This window comes from Tropicimonas aquimaris (assembly GCF_042676185.1).
GTDB classification, from domain to species: Bacteria; Pseudomonadota; Alphaproteobacteria; order Rhodobacterales; family Rhodobacteraceae; genus Tropicimonas; species Tropicimonas aquimaris.
In genome coordinates, this window is sequence record NZ_JBHTJT010000049.1 from 107,313 (window position 1) to 130,272 (window position 22,960).

21 protein-coding genes are annotated in these 22,960 nt (G+C 65.2%); 6 read left to right on the forward strand and 15 right to left on the reverse strand.

Annotated features, from left to right (window positions below; genetic code table 11):
* Positions 1-8 precede the first annotated feature (8 nt).
* From ACFQ2S_RS20085 to ACFQ2S_RS20095, 3 genes are all read right to left on the reverse strand, one after another.
* A complete protein-coding gene (locus ACFQ2S_RS20085; RefSeq protein ID WP_386077264.1) occupies positions 9-689 on the reverse strand; it encodes a GntR family transcriptional regulator in 681 nt (226 codons plus the stop codon).
* Between the two features lie 53 nt (positions 690-742).
* Positions 743-931, reverse strand: coding sequence for a hypothetical protein (locus ACFQ2S_RS20090; RefSeq protein WP_386077265.1), 189 nt, complete (start codon positions 929-931; stop codon positions 743-745).
* A 413-nt stretch (positions 932-1,344) separates the two neighbouring features.
* The gene (locus ACFQ2S_RS20095) at positions 1,345-1,770 is read right to left on the reverse strand and encodes a DUF3307 domain-containing protein (RefSeq protein ID WP_386077266.1); all 426 of its coding nucleotides are present in this window, start codon (positions 1,768-1,770) and stop codon (positions 1,345-1,347) included.
* A 311-nt stretch (positions 1,771-2,081) separates the two neighbouring features.
* Here ACFQ2S_RS20095 and glsA point away from each other — a divergent pair, with 311 nt between their 5' ends.
* The 5 genes from glsA to ACFQ2S_RS20120 all read left to right on the forward strand — a co-directional run bounded on the left by glsA (position 2,082) and on the right by ACFQ2S_RS20120 (position 9,388).
* Positions 2,082-3,935 carry a glutaminase A gene (glsA, locus tag ACFQ2S_RS20100; RefSeq protein WP_386077267.1) on the forward strand — a complete coding sequence of 618 codons (1,854 nt, stop codon included), beginning with the start codon at positions 2,082-2,084 and terminating at the stop codon, positions 3,933-3,935.
* A gap of 141 nt (positions 3,936-4,076) precedes the next feature.
* A complete protein-coding gene (locus ACFQ2S_RS20105) occupies positions 4,077-4,826 on the forward strand; it encodes a Tll0287-like domain-containing protein (protein ID WP_386077269.1) in 750 nt (249 codons plus the stop codon).
* A complete protein-coding gene (locus ACFQ2S_RS20110; protein WP_386077270.1) occupies positions 4,823-7,501 on the forward strand; it encodes a response regulator in 2,679 nt (892 codons plus the stop codon). The genes ACFQ2S_RS20105 and ACFQ2S_RS20110 overlap by 4 nt, the downstream gene beginning before the upstream one ends.
* Positions 7,498-7,863: a response regulator gene (locus ACFQ2S_RS20115; protein ID WP_386077271.1), complete on the forward strand. Its 366-nt coding sequence runs from the start codon at positions 7,498-7,500 to the stop codon at positions 7,861-7,863. The genes ACFQ2S_RS20110 and ACFQ2S_RS20115 overlap by 4 nt, the downstream gene beginning before the upstream one ends.
* Before the next feature lie 4 nt (positions 7,864-7,867).
* Positions 7,868-9,388, forward strand: a complete 1,521-nt coding sequence (locus tag ACFQ2S_RS20120; RefSeq protein WP_386077273.1) for an adenylate/guanylate cyclase domain-containing protein — start codon at positions 7,868-7,870, stop codon at positions 9,386-9,388.
* 91 nt (positions 9,389-9,479) lie between these two features.
* Here the strand turns inward: ACFQ2S_RS20120 and ACFQ2S_RS20125 are convergent, their stop codons facing one another.
* From ACFQ2S_RS20125 to ACFQ2S_RS20135, 3 genes are read right to left on the reverse strand one after another with little or no spacing between them, the layout of a single operon-like run.
* Positions 9,480-10,643 carry a M20 aminoacylase family protein gene (locus tag ACFQ2S_RS20125; protein ID WP_386077275.1) on the reverse strand — a complete coding sequence of 388 codons (1,164 nt, stop codon included), beginning with the start codon at positions 10,641-10,643 and terminating at the stop codon, positions 9,480-9,482.
* Between the two features lie 2 nt (positions 10,644-10,645).
* Complete coding sequence (locus ACFQ2S_RS20130; protein WP_386077277.1) at positions 10,646-11,113, reverse strand: L-2-amino-thiazoline-4-carboxylic acid hydrolase; 468 nt, start codon at positions 11,111-11,113, stop codon at positions 10,646-10,648.
* A 13-nt stretch (positions 11,114-11,126) separates the two neighbouring features.
* The gene (locus tag ACFQ2S_RS20135) at positions 11,127-12,431 is read right to left on the reverse strand and encodes an NAD(P)/FAD-dependent oxidoreductase (RefSeq protein ID WP_386077278.1); all 1,305 of its coding nucleotides are present in this window, start codon (positions 12,429-12,431) and stop codon (positions 11,127-11,129) included.
* A gap of 121 nt (positions 12,432-12,552) precedes the next feature.
* Here ACFQ2S_RS20135 and ACFQ2S_RS20140 point away from each other — a divergent pair, with 121 nt between their 5' ends.
* Positions 12,553-13,026 (forward strand): Lrp/AsnC family transcriptional regulator, encoded by a 474-nt coding sequence (locus ACFQ2S_RS20140; RefSeq protein WP_386077279.1) that lies wholly within the window; start codon positions 12,553-12,555, stop codon positions 13,024-13,026.
* A gap of 16 nt (positions 13,027-13,042) precedes the next feature.
* Here ACFQ2S_RS20140 and ACFQ2S_RS20145 read toward each other — a convergent pair whose 3' ends face one another.
* The 9 genes from ACFQ2S_RS20145 to ACFQ2S_RS20185 all read right to left on the reverse strand — a co-directional run bounded on the left by ACFQ2S_RS20145 (position 13,043) and on the right by ACFQ2S_RS20185 (position 22,954).
* Positions 13,043-13,759 carry an ABC transporter ATP-binding protein gene (locus ACFQ2S_RS20145; protein WP_386077281.1) on the reverse strand — a complete coding sequence of 239 codons (717 nt, stop codon included), beginning with the start codon at positions 13,757-13,759 and terminating at the stop codon, positions 13,043-13,045.
* Complete coding sequence (locus ACFQ2S_RS20150) at positions 13,759-14,514, reverse strand: ABC transporter ATP-binding protein (protein ID WP_386077283.1); 756 nt, start codon at positions 14,512-14,514, stop codon at positions 13,759-13,761. Before ACFQ2S_RS20150 ends, ACFQ2S_RS20145 begins: the two co-directional genes overlap by 1 nt.
* Entirely contained in the window at positions 14,511-15,509 is a 999-nt protein-coding gene (locus ACFQ2S_RS20155) for a branched-chain amino acid ABC transporter permease (RefSeq protein ID WP_386077284.1), read from the reverse strand. Before ACFQ2S_RS20155 ends, ACFQ2S_RS20150 begins: the two co-directional genes overlap by 4 nt.
* The gene (locus ACFQ2S_RS20160; protein ID WP_386077286.1) at positions 15,502-16,416 is read right to left on the reverse strand and encodes a branched-chain amino acid ABC transporter permease; all 915 of its coding nucleotides are present in this window, start codon (positions 16,414-16,416) and stop codon (positions 15,502-15,504) included. The genes ACFQ2S_RS20155 and ACFQ2S_RS20160 overlap by 8 nt, the downstream gene beginning before the upstream one ends.
* A gap of 71 nt (positions 16,417-16,487) precedes the next feature.
* The gene (locus ACFQ2S_RS20165; RefSeq protein ID WP_386077288.1) at positions 16,488-17,600 is read right to left on the reverse strand and encodes an ABC transporter substrate-binding protein; all 1,113 of its coding nucleotides are present in this window, start codon (positions 17,598-17,600) and stop codon (positions 16,488-16,490) included.
* Between the two features lie 79 nt (positions 17,601-17,679).
* Positions 17,680-18,201 carry an L-2-amino-thiazoline-4-carboxylic acid hydrolase gene (locus ACFQ2S_RS20170; protein WP_386077290.1) on the reverse strand — a complete coding sequence of 174 codons (522 nt, stop codon included), beginning with the start codon at positions 18,199-18,201 and terminating at the stop codon, positions 17,680-17,682.
* 94 nt (positions 18,202-18,295) lie between these two features.
* Positions 18,296-19,975 (reverse strand): aminotransferase class V-fold PLP-dependent enzyme, encoded by a 1,680-nt coding sequence (locus ACFQ2S_RS20175; RefSeq protein ID WP_386077291.1) that lies wholly within the window; start codon positions 19,973-19,975, stop codon positions 18,296-18,298.
* 493 nt (positions 19,976-20,468) lie between these two features.
* Positions 20,469-21,050, reverse strand: a complete 582-nt coding sequence (locus ACFQ2S_RS20180; RefSeq protein WP_386077292.1) for a cupin domain-containing protein — start codon at positions 21,048-21,050, stop codon at positions 20,469-20,471.
* A 23-nt stretch (positions 21,051-21,073) separates the two neighbouring features.
* Positions 21,074-22,954, reverse strand: a complete 1,881-nt coding sequence (locus ACFQ2S_RS20185; RefSeq protein WP_386077294.1) for a TRAP transporter permease — start codon at positions 22,952-22,954, stop codon at positions 21,074-21,076.
* Positions 22,955-22,960: the final 6 nt, after the last annotated feature.

Here is a 22,960-nt window from a genome sequence, read left to right on the forward strand (position 1 = left end):
CCACCACCTCAATCCAGCCGCGAGAGCACCTCGCGCGCCGCGCTGACCAGATGCCGGCGCAGCGCTTGCTCCGTGCGCTTGGCGTCCCGGTCGAGAATGGCGTTGACGATCTCGGTGTGCTCCTCGTTGGAGCGCGCCATCCGCCTTTCGCTCTGCAACTGGGATTTCCGGAACGGCGCCAGCTTCAGCCGCAGCGTGTTGGCAAGCTCGAGGAGATCTTCGTTGCGGGTCGCCCGAAAGATCCGCTCGTGGAACTCGATGTTCGCCGCCTCGTAATCCTGCGCCTCGCCCGCCGCCGCCATGGCGGACATCCGGCGGTGCAGCCGCTCGAGGTCGACGCGTTCGCTGGTCTGCATGCGTTCGGCGGCAATCCGGCCACAGAGCGCCTCGATCTCTCCCATGGCCTCGAACATCTGCTCCACCCGCTCGCGAGTGATCTCGGCCACGATGACGCCCCGATAGGGCACCCGAACCGCCAGCGACCGCGCCACGAGCATGTGCAGGGCTTCCCGGATCGGGGTGCGGGACACGCCGAACCGCTTGGTCAGGCCCTGCTCATCGAGCTTTTCGCCAGCCTTGAGCGCCCCGGATACGATCTCGGCTTCGAGTTTCGCGGCTATCGCGGTACTGTGCAGCTCACGCGGGGGGCAATCGCCTGGTCCCGGGGCCTTCATTACCTTGTCAGACATGTATTCAATCCGAAAGAAATTCACTTGATTGGTATACAATTTTGCGCAGACAATCAATCGCTGCTCGCCCCCGGCGGACGCTGATGGATCTGAAGAAGCGCCGGCGTCCGTGCCAACCGATGCGCCTGGGCCGATCCGATCGGTTCCAGTAGCTCCAGCGCCACCGCCGGATCCACGCGCTTGAGGCATTCGATCGCCTCCCGGCTCACGACGAAAACCACGCAGGGCGTTTCGGCGATCACATTCGCGGTCCGCGTGCCGCCTGTAAGGAAGCCGATTTCGCCCACGGCCCCCGGGAAGGAACTGCGCGACGCGTTTCCGCCGAGCCGCGCTCAGTGGAAGACAGGCGCAGGCGCGCATGGTAGGCGGCACGCAGCAGGGGCAGTCGGGAATGGGCCTGTGTGAAACGGATCGAGCCGGCGAGCAGACTGGCCGCTATCCCGGGACTAAAGCCATAGGCGAGTGTCACGCCGGGACTGGCGATCATCAGGAGGCTATCATGGGCGGCATCCGCCAGACCTCCATCCAGAGGCAGCGATGCAGGATGCCGACGCTGGGATAGACCGGTAGCGGCCGCCGCCGGCAAGCAGGCCGCGCGGCGGACAGGACGAGCGGCGCTCCGGGCAACTTCGCCTTGCTCACCGGCGACGCGCTCTTACACAACTTTCACAACGACGACGAGGACAAGGACGATATAGGTCCATTGATGCAGCGCCTGATCGACGCCGAACAAGGCCCAGAAGGGCGCCCTTTCGGGCGTCAGACGCCAGTGGTCAGTCAACCGCGCCTTGGCCCAGTCGACGTGATAGTGGAAAAGAAACTCCGCCGCCGCCATCGCAACTGCTGCAGTCGGCGCGACTCCGAAGGCGAGAAACACGCCCAGCGATCCCAACCCGTGGAGGCCGGCGTGCATGAGGCCGCCAGGATGGAGATAGCGCCCCTTGTTGGCGTGCATGTATCCCGGCTGGAGAAAGAAATCCGCGACCAGGTGCTTGACCTGCAGCGCCGCGAGAAGCCAGAGGGCACCCGCGACGCTCATCCTGCGCGCCCCGCCCTGGCGGCGCGGAAGAAAGCGGACCACCGACCAGCTTCGCGGATTGCGCCCCCGGGGCTTGCAGCCTGCCTTGCCAAATTTCGCCCCCTTCCAGCGTCCGTGCGCACACACGGAGGCGCGCCTCCGTTTCAGGAGATTTCCGCAGCCCCGGCATGTCAACCCAAAGCGGCGGGGCGCATTCCAAGAGCCGAAACCCTGAGCATTCGCTAAAAATGCGTGCGCCCTGCCTGCCTCAATGGCGCCATGGCCCGCGCTTTTGCGGCGCGCAACACAGCTGTCTTGAATACGGGTGAGCTTCCGCTGCACATTCTGAAGGATTTTTCAGAAACGATTGCGAAATGGATACGTTCCCATCTCCCACCATTTCTTCGGGTCCCGTCTGGGAATATCTCAGGCGCCTGCTCGAGGAGACTTCAGGAATAACGGATGGCAAGGTTGCCGACTACATCCCGGAACTCGCAAAAGCGGACCCCGAGGATTTCGCAATTGCCATGGCTACCGTCGATGGAACGGTCTATTCCGCCGGCTGCGACGGGCGCGCATTCACCATCCAGTCGGTCTCGAAGCCGTTCCTCTTTGCCCACGCCATCGAGACCCACGGCATCGAGGCCGTGATGCGGAAGGTTGGTGTGGAGCCGACCGGCGATCCGTTCAACTCGATCGTGCTGGATAATCTGAACAACCGGCCGTTCAACCCGATGGTCAATGCCGGTGCCATCGCGATGGCGGAGATGCTCGCAGCAAGGACTCCCGACGCGCGACAGGCAGAGTTGCTGGAGATGTTCGGAAAATTTGCCGGCCGCAGCCTCGGGATCGACGAGACCGTCTACCGCTCCGAGAGCGAGACCGGGCACCGCAACCGCGCAATCGCCTACATGATGCTGAATTCCGGCATGATCGACGGCCCGCCCGAAGAAATCCTCGACATCTACTTCCGGCAATGCTCCGTCAGGGTCACCACCCGCGATCTCGCGGTGATGGCCTCGACGCTCGCCGCGCACGGCCGCAACCCCGTGACAGGTGCGCGGGTTCTTGCCCCCGACACCGTGCGGGACGTTCTGTCGGTCATGGCGACCTGCGGCATGTACGACTATGCCGGCCAATGGATGTTCGACGTGGGCCTGCCCGCCAAGAGCGGGGTCTCCGGCGCCATCATCGCCGTCCTTCCCGGCCAGCTCGGCATCGCGGTCTATTCGCCCCGGCTCGACAGCGTGGGCAATTCGATCCGTGGGGTCGAGGTCTGCAAGCGGCTCGCCCGGGATTTCAGCCTGCACGCCTATGTCGACCGCTCGGACACACGCGGCGTCGTCCGCCGCCGGTATCGTGGCGACGAGGTCCGCTCCAATCGCGTGCGCTCGCACCGGGAGTTCGACCTGCTCTCCGAACGCGGCCGGGAGATCGTCGTGATCGAGGCCCAGGGACCGCTCTTTTTCGGCTCGGCCGAAAGACTCATCCGCAAGACCGCGGACTTCGCACAGGACGCGCGCGTAGCGATCGTCGACTTCCGGCGGGTGGCCTATGTGGACAAGGCGGCTACGACGCTTCTGCGCGAACTGGTACAGGATCTCACGCTCCGCGGCTGCCGGGTGGTGTTCACCGATGTGAAGGGCAACGCGAACCTCGCCGACTTCGAGACCGCGCTCGGCGACAAGCTGGAAGCCGGCCAGTGCGAACTGGACACCGACATCGACCGCGCCCTCGAAACAGCCGAGGATACCATCCTCGCGGACGCCGGGCAGTCAGGTCCGAGAGAACGCCTTGCGCTGGCAGAACTCGAACTGTTCGAGGGGCTTGGCAAGGAGGATCTGGCCGCGCTGGAGGGCTCCATCAGCAGCTACCAGTTCGACAGCGGCGAAACGATCCTGCGGGCGGGGGATGACGCCCAGCTCATCTTCATCGTCGCGCGGGGATCGGTCAGCATCCTCGTCGGCTCCGACACCGCGACGGGGCGCAGGGTCGCCTCTGTCGGGCCGGGACAGAGCTTCGGCGAGATGGCGTTGCTCGATGGCGGCAAACGCTCTGCCGATGTCCGGGCCGATACGCCGGTTCTGGCCTACGGGATCGCAGTCGAGGAGTTGCGCCGCCTTTTCGATGCCAGCCCGCAGATCCTCACCACGATCTACGCCAACATCATCCGCTCGATCTCCAGCCGGCTGAGGAACGCGAACGACCACCTCCGCGCCCTCCAGTAGCAAATCAGGACTTGGCAAACTTTCCGCTGCCAAAGATACTCGCGGAAGCTAATTTTCTTTCCCGTTCAGGTGACCGAAGCGCATTTTTCAGTTTCGCCCACCGAAATACTTGGTGCCATTCGATACAAATCCGGAGCCGTCATGCCCCGTATCTTTCTGATCTCGCTTACGTCCCTCCTCCTGTCCACCGCGCCGCAAGCTGCGCGTCCGGACACCGGCGACCAGCACCTGATCGACAGCGGCAACCGTCTGGCGGCCGTGCTCAGGGCCGGGCGAAGCGTGGTGTCCGAGAACCAGGAGCTCATCAATGACGCGGCCATCGGCGACAAGGGCCTGACGCCCGAGGCTTTCCTGGAGCAAGTTGTTGCGACCTATGCCGCGACCAACGGCGAGCCGCCGCTGACCCCGGATCTGACGGAGCTTCAGACCCGACTTACCGAGGCGCAGCTCGCGGCGATGGGGGAAGTGATCGCCGAGGCACAGGATCAGCTCAACGCCCAGGACATCGGCTTCAAGGGCTTCATTCCCGCGATCTTCGCCCGGCTGACCAACGAGCGTTTCGGCGAGAAGGTGGGCGATCTGGCAAGCATCAAGGTGACGGCCCCGCCCCACCTCGTGCGCAACCGCAAGGCCCGCCCGGACGCATGGGAGGCGGCGGTGATCGAGGAGCGCTTCCTGTCGTCGGACTGGCAGGCGGGCGCGAGTTTCGAGGAGATGACTGAAGGCGCCGACGGCGAGGTCTTCCGGATGCTGCTGCCGGAGTATTACAGCGCCTCCTGCCTGAGTTGCCACGGCCAGCCGGCGGGCGAGGTCGACGTGACCGGCTTTCCCAAGGAAGGCGGCGCCGAGGGCGATCTGGGTGGCGCGATCTCGATCACGCTGAAGCCGTGAGCATCGGCCTCGACATCCGGCGGATCGCCTCCAACCGCATCCCGCTCCACATCGGCTCGCTCACTGCTGTCCTGCTCGGCGCGCTCGTGATCTCCACGGTCATTGTCGCCTACGAGTTCACTGCCAACCAGAAGCGTATCTCCGAAGCGACCGCGCGTTTTCACCGGCTTCAGGTCGCGGCGGAGGCCGAGCGCCATTTCGGCACCATGCGCTATTGGCTCACCGAACTGGCTGTCAGCCTGCTGACCCTGTCCGAGAAGCGCGCCGAGGAGGCCCGCGCCCAGCTGAGCGACAGTCTCGAGGGTCTCGGCAGCTTCGCACCGGCCCCGGCTGAGAGGATCGCGGAGGCGGTCGACGGCTACTGGGACAGCTCGATCGCCGCCGTGGACGCCTATACCGACGGCAACCGGATCATCGGCAACACCCTGATGGCGCAGACCCGCCAGCAGAGTGCTGCGGTGACCGAGGAATTCGCGGCGCTGGTCAGCGCATTGGCGGAAGAGGCCGACGCTGCGAACGCCACGGCGGCCGACGCCTCCGTCGCCGCCAAGCGGCGCGCGCTCATGGCCTGTCTCGCCATCGTGGCGACCGGAGCGCTGGCAACTGTCTGGGTGTTGCGCCGGATCCTGGGACCGCTCGGCAGGATCGATGCCGCGATGGCCGACATCCGAGCCGGGCAGCCGCCGCAAGAGCTCCCGCCTGAGGGCCCCGACGAGTTCGGGCGGCTCTCCCGCACCCTGCGCGACCTGCACGAGACCCAGCAGGCGCGGCGCGAGTTGGAGGCTGCCGCGGCCGAGCAGCGGCGGACGGTCCTCACCGCCATCGAGACTATTCCGGACGGCTTTGCGCTATATGACGAGGACGACCAGCTGGTGCTGCGAAACCAGAGGTTCGTCGAGATGTTCCCGAGCGCCGCGAGCCTTTCGGAAAGCGCCAGCTACAGCGACTTCCTCGATGCCGCAATGGCCGCGGGCGAGGTCGATCTCGTTGGGGCCGCTGCCGCGGAGTGGAAAGCCGGCCGTCTCGCCCGCCACGCCGACCCGACGGGCTCGCGGGAAGAAGTTCCCTACACCGGCGGCTGGATGATGGTCACCCGGCGCAAGACCCCGGACGGCGGGACGGTCTGCGTCTATTCCGACATCACCGAGTTGCGCCGGCGCCAGAGCGATCTGGAAACCGCGCGGCAGGAGGCCGAGACGGCCAACGAGTCCAAGAGCCGGTTCCTCGCCTCGATGAGCCACGAGCTGCGCACGCCGCTCAACGCGATCATCGGCTATTCCGAGATGCTGATCGAGGATGCCGAGGACGGCGGCGACACCTCGACGGTGCCCGACCTCGAACGGATCATGGCCTCCGGCAGGCACCTGCTCTCCCTGATCAACGACATTCTCGACCTCTCCAAGATCGAGGCCGGGAAGATGGAGCTGCATGTCGAGCGGGTCGACGTGCCCCAACTCGTCCGAGATGTGGAGGCCACCGTCGCCCCGCTGATCGCCCGCAATGGCAACACACTCGAGGTTGCGATCGCGCCCGACGTCGGCGAGATCGACACCGACCACACCAAGCTGCGGCAGAACCTGTTCAACCTCCTGTCGAACGCCGCGAAGTTCACCGAGAACGGGCGGATCGCGCTCGGCGTCCGCTCCGAGGGCGGCTTCATCCGCTTCGACGTCCGTGACGAGGGGATCGGCATGACGGAGGAGCAGCTCGGCCGCCTGTTCAAACCGTTCTCCCAGGCCGAAAGCTCCACCTCCAGCGTCTACGGCGGCACCGGGCTCGGCCTGTCCATCGTGCGCAGCTTCACCGAGATGATGGGGGGCGACGTCTCGGTCACGTCGGAGCCGGGCAAGGGATCCTGCTTCACGCTGCGCCTGCCCGAGATCGCCGCGGCCGTCAGGGGTCGGGACGCGGGGGACGCCGCCTTTGCCGTGCTGATCATCGACGACGACACCGCGGCCCTGTCCTCCATGGCCGAGTACGTGCGCGCGCAGGGCTACAAGGTCTTTGCTGCCTACGATGCCCAGACCGGGCTCGACCTCGCCCGGACCCGGCGGCCGGACGTGATCCTGCTCGACGTCATCATGCCCGAGCGCGATGGCTGGTCGGTGCTGCGTGAGCTCAAGAAGGACCCCGCCCTGTGCGAGACGCCGGTGATCCTCGTTTCGGTCGTTACCGACCGGGACATGGGCCTCGCGTTCGGTGCGGTCGACCACATGGTCAAGCCCGTCGACCCGGCCCGGCTGATCGAACGTATCAACAGGCTGGTGGGCGAGCGCTCCCGCGAGGTGCTCATCGTCGACGACGACCCCGCGACCCGCGCCCTGTTTCGCCGTCTTCTGGTGCGCGAGGGCTGGTCGGTGCGGGAGGCCGCCGACGGCGCTCGCGCGCTGGCGCTGATCGGCGAGGAGGCGCCCGGGCTGGTGGTGCTCGACCTCATGATGCCCAACATCGACGGCTTCGAGGTGCTTCGGAGACTGCGCGCAGCCAGCGGGTCTGCGGACATTCCCGTGATCGTCGCAACCTCGAAGGACCTGACCCGCCGCGAAATCGAATGGCTCGGCGATCACGCGAGGGAGGTCGTCCAGAAGGGCGCGGACGGCCGGTCCGACCTGCTCGCTGCGATCCAGCGCCATGTCGGCCACGCCCCCGATACTGCAGGAGACACCCACCCATGACCAAGATCCTGATTGTCGAGGACAACGAGATGAATCTCGACATGCTGACACGCCGGCTGACACGCAAGGGCTTCGTCGTCGTCTCTGCCGGCGACGGCGCCGCCGGCGTCGCCCTTTGCCAGCAGGAAGCCCCTGATGTGGTGCTGATGGACATGAGCCTGCCGGTGATGGACGGCTGGACGGCAACCCGAACGCTCAAGGCCGACGCCGCGACCGCTGCAATCCCGGTCGTCGCACTGACCGCCCACGCAATGCAGGCCGACCGCGACAAGGCAATGGAAGCCGGTTGCGACGCCTTCGCCACCAAGCCGATCGACCTGCCGGATCTTCTGTCGACCATCGAACGCCTCGCGTCCGGCTGATCCCATGACCTTCGGCAACGAAATCCGCCGCAAGGCCCTTTTGATCCGCGTCGCCCAGCGGCTGTCCGGCCCGGCCGAGGCGATCGCCGGGTTCCAGGACATCGTGCTGGAGGAATTGCGCAAGTCCGGCCCCAACGACGCGCTGGCCGACGCGCTCAAGGTGCAGGTCGCCGCCCATGACCTCCTCGCCCGGGTCGAGGCCATCAAGAACGGCGACGAGCAGCCCACCGACAAGAACCGCCTGCGCCATGACCTTCGCACGCCGGTCAATGCGATCCTCGGCTATTCGGAACTGATCGTGGAGGATTTCGGCGACGAGATCTCGCCCTCTGTCCTGGCGGACATCCGCACCGTCATCGGCGAATGCGCCATTCTGGTGAGCCAGATCGACCGGGTGCTGGACGTGAATCCCGACAGCTCGATGACCGGGATCGACTCCCTGACCGCGCATTCGCTCGAACAGACCCTGTCGATCGCCCATCGCAACCGCGAGGAGATGAAGGGGCGCATCCTCGTGGTGGACGACACCGCCCAGAACCGCGACCTCCTGCAGCGCCAGCTGGTCCGGCAGGGCCACGAGGTGGTCGCCGCCGCATCGGGAACCGAGGCTCTCGCCATGGTCGCGCGCGAGGAATTCGACCTCGCGCTGGTGGACATCCTGATGCCAGACCTGAACGGAATCGAACTGCTGGCCCGCCTGAAGGCCAACGATGACTGGCGGCAGATCCCGGTGATCATGGTTTCGGGCCTCAACGAGATCCACGCCGTGACACGCTGCATCGAGGCCGGCGCCGAGGATTACCTCGAGAAGCCTGTCGACCAGGTTCTACTGAACAGCCGGGTGCGGGCCTGCCTGGAAAAGCGCCGCTGGCAATTGCGGGAACGGGAATACATCGCGCAGATCGAGTACGAGCGCGATCGCGCGGACGCCCTTTTGCACACCATGCTGCCAGCGCCGGTCATCCAGCGGCTGCGCGATGGCGAGGACGTGATCGCCGACAGGTTCGAAACCGCGACCGTCGTCTTTGCCGACATCGTCGATTTCACCCCGATGGCCGCCAGCATGCCACCGGCCGACCTTGTGAAGCGCCTGACCAGCGTCTTCCTCGCCTTCGACGACATCGCGCATCAGCACGGCATCGAGAAGATCAAGACCATCGGGGATGCCTATATGGCGGCCTGCGGCATCCCGGAACCTCGCGAGGACCACGCGCACCGTTCGCTCGACTTCGCCCGCGATCTCATCCGCGCAACCTCGGACCAGACCGAGGCCCTTTCGATCCGCGTCGGCATGCATTGCGGCCCGGTCATCGCCGGCCTCGTGGGCCGTGTCAGGTTCGTCTACGACATCTGGGGCGAAACGGTGAACCTCGCCAGCCGGCTGGAAGCCACCGGCGTGCCAGGGCGCATTCACCTGTCGGCCCCGGCATTTCGCCTTGTGGAGGACGCATTCGAAAGCGCCCCAGACACACGGGTGCAGACCCTGAAGGGCATCGGCGAGATTCAGACCTTCGTGGTCGATTGAGAGCGCCTCGCAAGGCCAGGGTCCGCACCGCGAGTGGGCACCTTCTCCGCTGGCCTCTGGATTGCGCCATGATCCGGACCGGCGGTCGAGGTCAGTTTCCGTTCAACCGGTCTCGAACGAGTTGCACCCAGTAGGAGCAGCCCCAGCCGATCACCGCGTCATTGAAGGCGTATTCCGGGTGGTGCAGGTTGGCGGACGAACCATTGCCGACGTTGATCATGCAGCCCGGCACCTTCTGCAGCATGAAGGCGAAATCCTCGCCCCCGAGGGTGGGTGTCATGCTCAGGGAAACGTTCTCAGCCCCAGCTACCGTGCGCGCGGCCTCGGCGGCGAATTCCGTCTCGAGGTCGTGGTTGACCAGAACCGGGTAACTGCGTTCGTAGCTCACCTGTCCTATGCAGGCATTGCCCGCCGCGATATTCTCCACGATCGTGCGCACCCGCGCTTCGACATGGTCACGCACCGTTTCGGACAGGGTCCGCACCGTCCCCTTCACCGTGATCTGCTGCGGAATGACGTTGAATGCGTCGCCCCCCTCAACGACACAGAGCGACACGACATGGGAATCGAACGGGTCGATGGAGCGTGCGCTCATCCCGTGAATCGCCTGGACGATGCCGGCCAGCGCGGGCATCGGGTCGACCGAATGGTGCGGCTGGGCGGCGTGCCCGCCCTTGCCGGTGATGGTGATGTCCAGCATGTCGACCGCGCCCATGTTGGGGCCCTTGCAGGTCGTGAACTGGCCCAGCGGCAGATTCGGCATGTTGTGCATCCCGTAGACCTCGTCGCAGGGCCAGCGGTCGAAGAGCCCGTCCTCGATCATCGCGAGCGCCCCTGCCCCGCCCTCTTCGGCCGGCTGGAAAATCACGATCACAGTGCCGTCGAAGGCCCGCGTCTCGGCCAGATGCCTTGCGGCGCCGAGAAGCATCGTAGTGTGGCCGTCATGGCCGCAGGCATGCATCTTGCCCGGCACCTTCGATGCAAAGGGAAGCCCCGTCGCCTCCTGAATCGGCAGGGCGTCCATGTCGGCGCGCAGCCCGATCGTCCGGCCCGCAGCCCGCCCCCGGATCACCCCCACGACGCCCGTCCGGCCGATCCCCTCGATCACCTCGTTGCAGCCCGCAGCGCGCAGGGCTCCAGCGACCTTGGCGGCGGTGCGGTGGGTCTCGTAGAGCAGCTCCGGATTTTCATGCAGATCGCGGCGAAAGGCCGTCAGCTCCGCGATCTCGCGCGATACCCAGTTCTCGACGGCCATGGTTATTTTCCCTTCATCCGATAGCGGAAATCACAATGGCTCGCGCCCTTCATGATCGTCTGCGTCCGGGTCAGTTCGATCTCGGGGTTGTAGCCCACGCAGAAGTCGCCATCGCGGTTGCACGAGAGCAGATGACCGATGTCTCCCACTCCCATTTCCTTGTACATCTCGGCGTAGCGACAGCGGGTGACGTTGAACTCCATCCGGTCGGGTTCGGTGACCATGACGTCCAGTTGCAGCGCGTCCTCCCTCGTCCAGTTCGGCAGGATCGCGGCGAAGTCGGCGAGGTCGGGCGCATGGTCCAGATCCTCAGCCATGCTCTTGCCCTGCTCGATGGCCGAGCGGGAGCAAGTCTCGCCGATCACTGCCTCGGCCTCCTCCTTCCCGGACCGTTCGACGAGCACGTCGTAGACATGTTTCAGGATCATCGCCTCGATCCGGCGGCGGACAAGAATGGGTATATCGTTCATCGAAGGGCTTTCCTCAGAGTTTCGGCTCGACACGGTCCTTCTGCTGCATCCAGAGCAGGTAGAAGGGAGCGACGCGTCGGGCGATCGGGTGGAATGGCAGCGGGCTCAGCTCGGTAAGGGGCAAGGCAAGGCCACGCGGGTCTTCGCCCTCGACAGCGCGGGCAATCTCGCGCCCGAGCGCGGTGCCGAGCGCCACCCCTCGCCCATTGCAGGCAAGCCAAGTCCAGCCATCGGGGCCGAGCTTGTGAACCCGCGGAAAGCGGTCCCAGTTCATCGAGAGGTAGCCGGACCAGACATGGGTCATCCTGGGCGGTGCGAGCTGCGGCAGGCTGTCGGCGAGGTTGTGCGCGGCCTTCTTAGCGACCCGCGCCGCGACATCCCCGCCACCGAGGATCGCGCCGCCCGTGATCAGGCGATTGCGTGCGTCATAGCGAAAGAACCGCAGGTCGCCGCGGGTATCCGACACGGCCTGCCGCCCCGGCAGCAAGGTGGCGCGCACTTCGTCCCCAAGCGGCTCGGTGGACATCTGCCAGGAGTGAACCGGCACGATGGAATGGGCGAGCCTGCGGGCGAGCGTTGGCACCAGTTCCCCGGTGTAGGCGTTGGTCGCAAGGATCAGCGCTCGGGCAGTGAGTGTACCACCCGGCGTCGTCACCACCCATTTCGCGCTGTCGTGGCGGAAATCCTGCACAGCGGTCTGTTCGTGGATCGCGCCGCCGCGCGCCTCCACCGCCGCCGCGAGGCCGCGAACATAGGCGAGCGGGTTGATGTGTCCGCCGCTTGGCGCAAGCATCCCGCCATACCATCTATCGGACCCAAGAAGGGCCGTGCTGGCCGCGTGGTCGAGATACTCGACCTCAAGCCCGAACCGTCGCCAGGCCGCGACGCGCTTCTGACTGAGCCGGGTGCGTCCCGGACTGTGGGCCGGCTGATACCAGCCGGTTTGTTCCGCCTCTGCGGCGATCCCCTCGTCGCGGATCAGGTCGAAGACCAGGCCTGCCGAGGCGCCGACCATCTCTGCAAAGCGCCGCCCGGTATCGCCGAAACGCTCCACCCACATGTCCGGCTCCGCGGCGGTGAGCGTGGGGATGACCTGGCCGTTGTTGCGGCCCGAGGCGCCCCAGCCGACGGCCTGCCCCTCGAGCAACGTCACCGCGCGTCCGGCCTTGGCAAGGTGCAACGCGGCGGAGAGGCCGGTGATGCCGGCGCCGATGATGACGGTGTCGCACTCTGCCGTGCCTTGGAAAGCGGGGGCCGGCGCACGCTCGGGCGCTGTGTCGATCCAGATCGAGCGGGGATGTTCTGCGGGAGTTGTCATGTCCTCAGCTTTCGTCAGACTCTGCCCGAGAAGTCCAGAATTTCGCCACTTCCCGGAAAATACTTCTATTCCGTCACCGTTCCATGGCAGGAACTGGTGGCGCCAAGCAGCGAGGGACCATATGAACGACGCCCGGTTCGACGAGATCGATCAACGCATCCTCCAGATTCTCCAGACCGACAGCGACGTGCCCATCGCCGAGATCGCCGACCGCGTCGGCCTGAGCCAGACCCCTGTCTGGCGTCGGATCAAGCGGATGGAGGCCACGGGCCTCATTCGCGCGCGGGTTGCCCTCGTCGATCAGAAACTCGTGGGTGTGCCGATGACGATCTTCATCGGCGTCACGGCCCCGCGCCACGCCATGGAATGGCTGGAGCAGTTCCGCACCCTGATCGAGGACATTCCCGAAGTGGTGGAAGCCTACCGCCTGACCGGGTCCACCGATTACATCATGAAGGTGGTGGTCCCCGACATCGCCACCTACGACGCGGTCTACAAGCGGCTGATCGACAGGCTGGAGTTCTCCACGGTCAACTCCTCCATCTCGATGGAAGAGCTCAAGTTCACAACGGCGGTGCCGACCCGGTATCTCTAACCCCGGCCAGCGGCTCTCACGCGGTCTCATGGACATGGCCGCCCAGATAGGCCTCGGCGATGCGCGGGTCGTCCGCGAGCGCGCTGGCCTCGCCCTCGATCACGATCCGGCCGTGCTCGATCACCGAGACATGGTCCGAGATCCGCAACGCCGCCTTGACGTTCTGCTCGACCAGCAGCACCGAATAGCCCTCTGAGCGGATCCGGGAGATCAGCTGGACAATCATGCTGACGAGCTTGGGCGCGAGGCCCAGCGAGGGCTCGTCGAGCAGCAGGACCTTCGGCTTGCGCATCAGCGCGCGACCGATGCAGAGCATCTGCTGCTCACCGCCCGACATGGAGCCTGCCTGCTGTTTCAGCCGCTCTTCCAGGCGCGGAAAGAGCGCGAGCACATGGTCCAGTTCCCGGCGCCCAAGCGGCCCGCCGCCGATCAGGAGGTTCTCCAGCACGGTCATGTTGGAGAAGATCTGCCGTCCTTCGGGCGCCTGCAGCACCCCACGATCGACGATCTCGTTGCTCTTGAGCTTGGAGATGTCCTCGCCCTCAAACAGGATTTCGCCGCCGGTGGCGTGGTAGATCCCCGAAATGCAGCGCATGAGGGAGGTCTTGCCGACCCCGTTCGCACCAAGCACCGAGACGATACCCTTTTCCGGCACGCGCACCGAGACGTCGCGCAGGATGTCCTGAACGCCGATCTTGAGGGAGAGGTTCCTGACCTCGAGAATGTCGGCCATCAATCGTCTCCTCCAAGGTAGGCTTCCAGCACGGCGGGATCCTTGCGGACCACGGCCGGCACGTCGTCGGCTATCTTGCGCCCCGAGGCCAGCACCACCAGCCGCTCGCAGACGCTCATCACCAGCCCCATGTCGTGCTCGACCAGCATGATGGTGAGGCCCTCGTCCTTGAGGCCGCGGATGAACCGGGCAAGCTCCGCCGTCTCCGCGTCGTTCATCCCCGCAGCCGGCTCGTCGAGGATCAGAAGCTCGGGCGCCATCGCCAGCGCGCGGGCGATCTCGAGATATTTCCGCTTGCCGTAGGAGAGGTTGGCCGCCAGATCGTCGGCATTGTCCGCAAGGCCAACCTTTTCCAGCATCTCCCAGCTCCGCTCGGAGATTTCCCGCGCCGTCTCCCCACCCCCGAAGAGCGCGGAGAACGGCCCGGTGCCGAGCATACCCAGTGCGCCGACGGAAATGTTGTCGAACACGGTCATGTTCGGAAACACCCGGAGATTCTGGAAAGTGCGCGACATGCCGCGATGGGCGATCTTGTGCGTCGGCAGGCCGGTGATCCGTTCGCCCTTGAACCGAACCTCGCCCGAGCTCGGCGGGGTAAAACCGGAGATCAGGTTGAACAGGGTCGTCTTGCCCGCCCCGTTGGGGCCTATCAGCCCGAAAAGGGCGCCCTTTTCCACCGACGTCGTTACGTCGTCTACCGCACGGAGGCCGCCGAAGACGCGGGTCAGGTGGTCGATTTCAAGCAGAGCCGTCATTTCCAGCCGATCCCCCTATGGCCGTCCGCCTCGGTCCAGCTTGCGCCGAGCAGGCGGCGGACGAAGTTGAGCGCCGAGACCTCGCCGAAGATCCCCTTTGGCAGGAACAGGATCGCGCCGAACATGACGAGGCCCACGATGATGTTGCGGATGTCTCCGACCGAGCGCAGCACCTCGGGCAGCAGGATGAGCAGCAGGGCGCCGATCAGCACCCCGGGCAGAGACCCGAGCCCGCCCACGACCACCATCGCGAGGATGAGAATGGACTGGGAGAAGTTGAAGTCGTTGGGCGAGATGTAGCCTGTGGTATAGGCCCAGAGCGCCCCGGCGATGCCCGCAAAGAAAGCGGAGATCACGAAGACCTGGATCTTCATCGCCGTGACGTTGATCCCCATGGCCGAGGCGCATTGATCGTCCTCGCGCAGCGACCGAAGGGCATTGCCATAGTAGGAATGGCTCAGCCGGCTCAGGATCACGATCGAGACGGAGGCGATTGTGGCCACGACGTAGTAGATGCCGATGTCGCTTTCGATCTCGAAGCCGAACAACCCGATGCCGGAGAACAGCAGCACACCGTTTGGTCCATTGGTCAGGCCGATCCAGTTCTGGAAGATCAGGAAGAGCATCTGACCCACCCCGAGCGTCGCCACGGCAAAGTAGATCGAGATCAGGCGCATGGTCGGGATCGCCACGAGAAGGGCGATAAGGGCCGAGGTGATCCCGGCGAGCGGCAGCCCCCAGGTGAAGCCGATGCCGTAATTTGCGCCGAGGATCGCGGCGACATAGGCCCCCACCCCGTAGAGCGAGGCATGCCCCAGGTGCAGCAACCCGGCGACCCCGGTCACGAGGTGCAGCGAGGCCGCCAACAGCATGAAGACGAAGGCAAGCGTCGCGATCTGGTAATAATAGCCCTTGCCGAAGCCCAGCAGGGCGGCCGGAACAACGCCGAATACGAGCAGGAGCAGAAGCCCCTTGATGAGAAGCGGCTTAGACACGTTCCCTCCTCGCCCCGAAAAGGCCCTGCGGAAAGAAGATCAGCGTGACGAGCAGGAAGGCATAGGCCACCATGTCGGACCAGACCGACGGCATGAAGCTCGTCGAGATGCTTTCCGACAGACCGAGGATGATCGCCGAGATCACCGCCCCGGGAATGGACGACAGCCCGCCCATGACCATGGCCACGAAGGCCTTGATACCCGGAGTGAAACCCATCGCCGGGAAAATTGCCCCGTAGTAGAGCCCGACCAGGATGCCGGCGAGCGCGCCCATGGCGGAGCCGATCACGAAGGTCAGGATGATCGTCCGATCGGTGTTGATCCCGCAGTATTTCGCGCCGAGCGCATTGTTCGACACGGCCCGGATCGACAGGCCGATGGCGGAGTATTTCAGAAGCCATTGCAGGCCGAACAGCATCGCCAGCGTCACGCCGAGGATGATCAGGTCGCCGTTGACGACGGTGATCGGCCCAATCTGGATCGGCGTGTTGATCAGGTACTCGAGATTGACCGACTGGAACTGGGAGCCAAAGATCAGCTCCATCGCCTCGCGGGCGATGATCGACATGGCGAGGGATGACATGAGCGTCGCCTCCCGCATGGCGCGGGACTTGAGCGAGGCTTCGTCCGAGAAGCGGCGGAACGGCTTGAAGGCGAGCCGTTCCAGGCCGAAACCGGCCAGCGCACCTGCGGCAAGGGCAATGAACAGCACCACGAACAGCGGCGGCGCCAGTGCCGTGATGGCCATCAGCCCCGCGAAGGCGCCGATGGTGTAGACCTCGCCATGTGCGAAGTTGACCACGTTCAGCACGCCGAAGATCAGCGTGAACCCGATCGCCATCAGGGCATAGATCATCCCGAGCGACAAGCCGATGGCCAGTTGTTGTAAGATGTAGGGATCGAGCACGTCGAGGTCCTTGCTTCAGTCTTCCGGAGGCCGGCCCGGGCGGCACTGCCCGGACCGGAGATCGCGATCGGTCACTCGAGTTCGACGAAAGCTCCGTCTTTCACGGTCGCCTTGGTCAGTTCCTTGAGCGGTTCGCCGTTCTCGTCGAAGGAGGTGTTGCCGGTCACACCCGGGAAGTCCTTGGTGGCGGCAACCGCATCGCGCAGGCTCTCGCGGGTCACTTCCGGATAGGCGGCGGCGACGGCGGCGAGCATGATGTTGACCGCGTCATAGGCCTGGGCGGGGAATTGGCCGGGGGCGTTGTCGTGTGTCTCGCTCCACTCGGAGACGAATTCCTGCACATTCGCATCCTCACGGGTCGGCAGGAAGGTGGCGGTCAGCCGGAGCCCCTCGGAGGCGTCGCCGGACAGCTCGATCAGCTTGTCGTTATAGGCGGCCGAGGTCGAGTAGACCGGGCTTTCGGCGCCAAGCTGCTTCATCTGCTTCATGAATTGCGCGCCGTCCTCGTAGAAGAAGCCGGTGTAGACCGCATCGGGCGACTGATCCTCGATCTTGGTGATGATCGACCGGAAGTCAGCCAGACCGCGATTGAAGAACTCGGTGTAGACGATCTCGCCGCCCATCTCCTCGAACGGCGTGGCAAAGCCCTTGACCACGGACTGGCCCCAGTCGGTCTGCTCGGCGATCACCGCCACCTTGGTGATGCCCTCGTCGATCATCCACTGCGCGTTGACCGCGCCTTCCTGGTCTTGGGTGGTGATGTTGCGGAACTGCCATTTCGAGATCTTCGCGAAATCGGGGTGCGAGGCGGTCTGCGACAGCTGGACCATTCCGGCCTTCGAATAGACCTGCGCGGCGGCCATCGAGACGGTCGAGGTGAAATCGCCCAGAACGCCGACGATCTCGTCGTTGTCGACGAACTTGCGCGCGATGGTCACGCCTTCCTTGGCGTCCGACCGGCTGTCCTCGTAGAGGATCTCGACCGGCACCGGGAGCGCACCCGAGGCGTTGAACTTCTCCAGCGCGATCTCGGCGGCATCGCGGAAATCCTGACCGTATTGCGCGGTGTTTCCGGTGAGTGGAAGCTGGTACCCGATCACGATCGAATCCTGGGCATGGGCGGCGAGCGGGGCAAGCGCGGCCGCGATTGCAAGTGCGGCGGTTGTTCTCCGGGTCAGTTTCATGGTTGTATCCTCTGCTGAACTGTCATGGGGATAAGTGGCGCCCCGTTCCCCGGGGCTGCCGGTTATTGTGGAACTGCGATCATTCGGCGGGCTCGGTGGCACCCGGCTCGACGATCAGGCGGCAGCAGCCGGTCCGGCCAGGCTTCCAGGTCTCGCCCTTGAAGACGAAGCCCGCGGCGCCGAACATGCCGGCGTCGATCCGGCCGGCCGCGTGGCAGAGCATCTCGAGCTCTTCGCCTTCGCGACCCTCTGCGACCCAGTTGTCCTTGAGCGGGCAGCGGTGGAACTGGATCTCCATGCCCTCCGCGTCGCATTTGCGCAGCTCGGGCGCGAACAGGTGGTCGCGGCAGGGAATGCCGGCCAGAAACTGCTCCGTCAGCCCCTCGACATTGGCTGGCCCGTGCGGCGCGAGCTTCTGGCCCATGTCTTCACCCAGCCGGAACGTGGCCTCGCCGATCAGCTCCACGGCCTTGTCTGCGCCCATCTCGTCCCGCAGCACGTCGAACATGTGCATGTAGAACTTCGCCCGCATCGCATAGGCGCCGGAAAGCTGCTCCAGCGTAATCTCGGGGGCGGCATCCGGTGTCGCGGTTTCGGTCATGGCTTGCTCCTGCTGTTGGTCGCGTCTCGCTGGACGTCTCTTAGGTGTGGGCGCATCCCGGATGGGCCCGGCATGCGGGAATGTTTCTCAAGGGTCAAAGCTCCGCCGCCGCATTTGCGCCAACTGCGTCAGAGCTCATCTCCTGAGGCATCCAGTAGTTCCGGAGCGCCTCGTACTGTGGATGGAGGAGGTCGCTGCAGCGCGGCACAGGCAAGGGACGGGTCCGGGCCAGATCCTCCGCTTCGCGCAGAAACTGCTGCAATTGCCCCATTTTCGCGCACCGCGCTCGTTTTTTCGCGCGCCAGAAATCGCCGAGAGAGGCCTGCTCCCTCCTCCCGGCGTCCAGATGCCGCCAGATCCCATGCGCCGTGTCCGCTTCGTAGGCCGGAAGGAACTTCAGACCGTTCTCGTGGATGAACAGGATCGCCTCGATCAGATAGTCGATCGTCTCGTCATCGTAGAAATAGTTGAGCCCGATCCGGACCCAGCCGGGGCGCAACATCCCATGGCCCCGCCGCACTGCCTCTTCGTGGCCCCAGGCACGGTCGGCCGGGATTTCCAGCAGGTGATGCGCATAGGGCCCCGCACAGGAGCAGCCGCCACGTGCCTGGATTCCGAACAGATCGTTGAGAAGCGCGACGACAAAGCCGTAATGCAGCAGCCTGCCCGCCACGCGGATGTTGAAGGACAGGACGCCGATCCGGTCCGACTCCGTCGGCCCGAGGATCTCGACCCCGGGAGCCGCGCTCAGCCGGTCGACGACCTTGCGAACGAGTGCGGTTTCGCGGCGTTCGATCTCTTCCGCCCCCACGGCTTGCTTGAGGGCCATGACGGCACCGGCGCGAATATCGCCGACGATCCCGGGCGTGCCCGCTTCCTCCCGCCGCTCGATATCGGAGACGTAGCAGTGACGGTCCGCCGTGACGTAGCTGACGGTGCCGCCGCCCGTGACACCGGGGCGCGCGAGGGTGAATAGCGCCTTGTCCGCCACCAGGACGCCGGATGCGCCCGGGCCGCCGATGAACTTGTGAGACGAATAGACGATGGCGTCGATCCGCGCGGTCGGATCCCCCTCTTCAAGATCCAGTCGCATCGGAAGGTAAGGTGCGGCGGCGGCGAAATCGCAGACGAACCTCGCTCCATGGGCGTGCAAAAGGCGTGCGACGGCACGCAGATCGGTCCGCACCCCCGTGACGTTGGAGGCTGCGGAGAACGCACCGATCTTGATTGGCGCGACCGGGTGGGCGGCGAGGCGGTCGGCGAGATGGCCAAGGTCGATCTGGCCGGCCGCGTCCAGCCGGATACGCTCCATCACCGCGCCGCTTTCCCGCCACGGCAGATCGTTCGAATGATGTTCGTAGGGTCCGACGAAGACCACCGGCGGCGCGACCGAGCGCGCAAGCTCCTCGATCCCCATGCCGCGCACCAGCCGGTCGATCGCCGCTGTCGCTCCGCTGCCGGCAAAGATCACCGCGTGCCGTTCGTCGGCGCCGACCGCCTCGGCAATCGTGCGGCGGGCCTCCTCGCGGAGGGCGGTGGCTTCGCGGCCGGTGTACGAAGTTTCGGTGTGGGTGTTGCCGTAGACAGGCAGCACCCGGTCAAGGATCACGTCCTCGACAAAACTCAACGCACGGCCGGAGGCGATGTAATCGACGTAGATCAGAGGACGCGGACCAAAGGGACCCGCAATTGCATCGCGCTCTCCCATGACGCTTTCGCGGATCAGCGCAATGAGATCCTCCTTGCCGGCGCCCTCCCGTGCGGTGTCGGCCATGGGCTCTTTGCCTGCGCCATTCGATCCGTCCGCCGCCTGAATCTCCATGAAGCCTGTCCCTGGATCTCTGATGTCACTTGATGCGCCATTCGATTGACCGAGAGAGAACCAACTTCCGCAATAGGATTAATATTTACATAGGTGGTCTACGTTATTTAACTTAATTAGTATTTTATACTATGGTAACGGCTTCTGTGAAGCCAAGAGAAAATCTTCACCCCGGATCTCAGGATAACGGGAAAAGTTCTTTCACAGCTGAAGGGGGGATACCGCAGGCGCCGCCGAACCGCCCAAGCGCGATCACCCCCAACCTGCCTCATGCCTGAGCAAGCCGGCACAACATGCAGGCACCAGGCGAACACGCTCGTACGAGATGGAGAATCACGAAATCGGCCCGCAATGAATTAGGGGCCGGCGCCAGGGGATAGCTGGAACCGCGTGGTGGGCGACGCCCGCGCCTACAGGCGCCACCCGGAAAATCGAAAGCCGTCTTCTAGCGCGGGGGAATGCCCTTGCGAGTTTCCTCCGTCGCATCGCGCTGCGTGACGCCGTCGATCAGGATGAAGGCGATGACGCAGGGCTCGTTGAACCGGTTCGACCAGGCGTGGTTGGTGCCGCGCTGGACCACGACGTCGCCTGCCTTGAGGTGCACGTCGTCCGCCTCGTCGTCCATCAGCATCATGATCTCGCCCGACAGCACGACGGCGTAGTCGAGGGAATCCGTGCGGTGCATGAAGGGATGGCGCGCCCCTTCGACGATATTGGCCCCTGCCCCCATTTCGGCAAAGGCTGCCTTTCCATCGAGCTTCGCCAAAACCTCCGGATCTTCGGGCAGGAACTCGACGCAGCGAAAGACGCTGCCGTTCTGTGGCGGGTGCAGGATAAACGGGCCTTCGCAGGTCTCGGTCGGCCCGTCGTATTCGGCCGGCGTGCTGTCGGAGAGCCAGAAGTTGGTGAGCCGCACGCCGGGGCGGTTGGGGCGTTCGAGGTAATGAAAGGCCGTCATGTCGGATTCGATGATGGCTTTGCCGGTCTCGTCATGTCCGGTGACGACGCGGCGGAACTGGCGATGCATGGTGAGTCTCCGTGGTGTGCAGGTCAGATTTCAGAAGGCTTCGGGCGGTCGCGCAGAACCACTGCCGCGAGCAGGACCGCGCCGGCCAATGCCGTGAACCAGCCCTGGAACAGCAGGCCGAACCCGGCGAGCAGCGCGGCCAGGCGCGACAGGCGGTCGAGCGGCGCGCGAAGGCAGCCGACGACGCCGATGGCGATGGCGACGATCCCGGCGGCGCCGGTCACGGCGGCCACGACGTTCTCGATCAGGCTGCCCTGCAAGAGCAGACCCGGCGCGAAGCAGAAGGCGAAGGGCAGCACGAAACTGGTGGTGGCGTAGGCCGCGGCGGTCCATCCGACCTTGTTGATATTCGCTCCCGCGATGCCGCCCGCCACATAGGCCGCGAGCGCCACGGGCGGTGTGATGGTCGAGATGCAGCCGTAGTAGAAGACGAAGAAATGCGCGGTGAGCGCCGGCACGCCCATCTTGACCAGCGCCGGCGCAACGACCGTGGCGAGGATCAGGTAGGCCGCCGTGGTGGGCAGGCCCATGCCGAGGATGATCGACGTCACCATCGTGAACAGCAGCGCCAGCAGCAGGCTTCCCTGCGAGGCGGCATCGATCAGGATCGCGATCTTGGAGCCGAGCCCGGTGATACCCAACGTGCCGGCGATGATGCCGGCCGCGGCACAGGCGGCGGAGATGGTGATGACGCCGAGGCTGCCGTCGGTGATGCCACCCGCCATCTTCTCGAACCAGTCCCGGTCAATCCGACGCCGGCTCAGGAGGTCGAGCCCGAGCAGCGCAACCATGCCCCAGAGCGACGCCTTGAATGGCGAATAGCCGGATAGCATCAGCGCGATGAGCACCGCGAAGGCGCCGACAAACGGAATGCCGTCGAGCAGGACGCGCGCCATTGGGCGCTCGTCGGTCGTGATGCCGGTCGAGGCGCCGATGCCGTTACGGACCCCCTGCAAGTGCACCACAATGAAGGCCGAACCGAAAAAAAGCAGCGCCGGCAGCAGCGCGGTCAGCATGACCTGCGTGTAGGGCACGCCCACGATTTCGGCCATGATGAAGGCGGCCGCGCCCATCACAGGCGGCATGAGCTGCCCGCCGGTCGAGGCAACAGCCTCGATGGCGCCGGCCTGGTGGGGGGCGTAGCCGTCGCGCTTCATGACCGGGATGGTGACTGTTCCGGTCACAGCCACGTTGCCCGCCGCGGAGCCCGAGACCATGCCGATCAGCGTGGAGAATAGCACCGCCGATTTCGCGGAGGCGGCCCGCAGGCCACGGGTCAGGCGCACCGATATCTCGAAGAAGAAATCCCCCGCACCGAAACGCGACAGCAATGCGCCGAAGATCGTGAAGGTGATGATGTAGGTCGCCGCCACCCCGATCGGGATACCGTAGACGCCCTGCGTGTCCGTGGTCAGGAACAGGACCATCCGCTCGAGGCTGTAGCCCCGCCCACTGAGCACGCCGGGCAACCAGGGGCTGAGGAACGGGTAGCAAAAGAACAGCAGTGCGATGGAGGCCAGGATCCACCCCACGGCGCGTCGTGCGGCCTCGAAAACCAGCACCATGAGGACGAGGCCCGCCCAGAAGTCCCCGGGCTCGGTCAGGCCGCCACTGAAGGCGATGGGCTTCCAGCGGATAAGCATCCAGTAGCTCGCGCCGAGCGCGGCCACAATCAGAATCGCGGACAGCAGGGCGTTCAGCCGGCTGCCTGCAAGGCGTTCCACCAACGGCCGCGTGGCGAAGAGCAGGCACAGGGCCAGCATCACGTGGATCAGCCGCATCGGCATGGTGGAGAGCGTCAGCATCCCTGACACCACGAGGAGGTGAAAGGCGCCGAAGAAAAAGGCCGCCAACCGGACAAGCCCGCCCTGCGGGCCGAGCCATGTTTCCGCAAGTTTCGTCATGGGGAG

Coding starts and splice junctions, on each gene's coding strand:
- ACFQ2S_RS20135 (WP_386077278.1), bottom strand. CDS start 12,431: ATGACAACTCCCGCAGAACATCCCCGCTCGATCTGGATCGACACAGCG.
- ACFQ2S_RS20120 (WP_386077273.1), top strand. CDS start 7,868: ATGACCTTCGGCAACGAAATCCGCCGCAAGGCCCTTTTGATCCGCGTC.
- ACFQ2S_RS20115 (WP_386077271.1), top strand. CDS start 7,498: ATGACCAAGATCCTGATTGTCGAGGACAACGAGATGAATCTCGACATG.
- ACFQ2S_RS20145 (WP_386077281.1), bottom strand. CDS start 13,759: ATGGCCGACATTCTCGAGGTCAGGAACCTCTCCCTCAAGATCGGCGTT.
- ACFQ2S_RS20150 (WP_386077283.1), bottom strand. CDS start 14,514: ATGACGGCTCTGCTTGAAATCGACCACCTGACCCGCGTCTTCGGCGGC.
- ACFQ2S_RS20175 (WP_386077291.1), bottom strand. CDS start 19,975: ATGGCCGACACCGCACGGGAGGGCGCCGGCAAGGAGGATCTCATTGCG.
- ACFQ2S_RS20165 (WP_386077288.1), bottom strand. CDS start 17,600: ATGAAACTGACCCGGAGAACAACCGCCGCACTTGCAATCGCGGCCGCG.
- ACFQ2S_RS20140 (WP_386077279.1), top strand. CDS start 12,553: ATGAACGACGCCCGGTTCGACGAGATCGATCAACGCATCCTCCAGATT.
- ACFQ2S_RS20085 (WP_386077264.1), bottom strand. CDS start 689: ATGTCTGACAAGGTAATGAAGGCCCCGGGACCAGGCGATTGCCCCCCG.
- ACFQ2S_RS20125 (WP_386077275.1), bottom strand. CDS start 10,643: ATGGCCGTCGAGAACTGGGTATCGCGCGAGATCGCGGAGCTGACGGCC.
- ACFQ2S_RS20180 (WP_386077292.1), bottom strand. CDS start 21,050: ATGCATCGCCAGTTCCGCCGCGTCGTCACCGGACATGACGAGACCGGC.
- ACFQ2S_RS20105 (WP_386077269.1), top strand. CDS start 4,077: ATGCCCCGTATCTTTCTGATCTCGCTTACGTCCCTCCTCCTGTCCACC.
- ACFQ2S_RS20170 (WP_386077290.1), bottom strand. CDS start 18,201: ATGACCGAAACCGCGACACCGGATGCCGCCCCCGAGATTACGCTGGAG.
- ACFQ2S_RS20185 (WP_386077294.1), bottom strand. CDS start 22,954: ATGACGAAACTTGCGGAAACATGGCTCGGCCCGCAGGGCGGGCTTGTC.
- glsA (WP_386077267.1), top strand. CDS start 2,082: ATGGATACGTTCCCATCTCCCACCATTTCTTCGGGTCCCGTCTGGGAA.
- ACFQ2S_RS20130 (WP_386077277.1), bottom strand. CDS start 11,113: ATGAACGATATACCCATTCTTGTCCGCCGCCGGATCGAGGCGATGATC.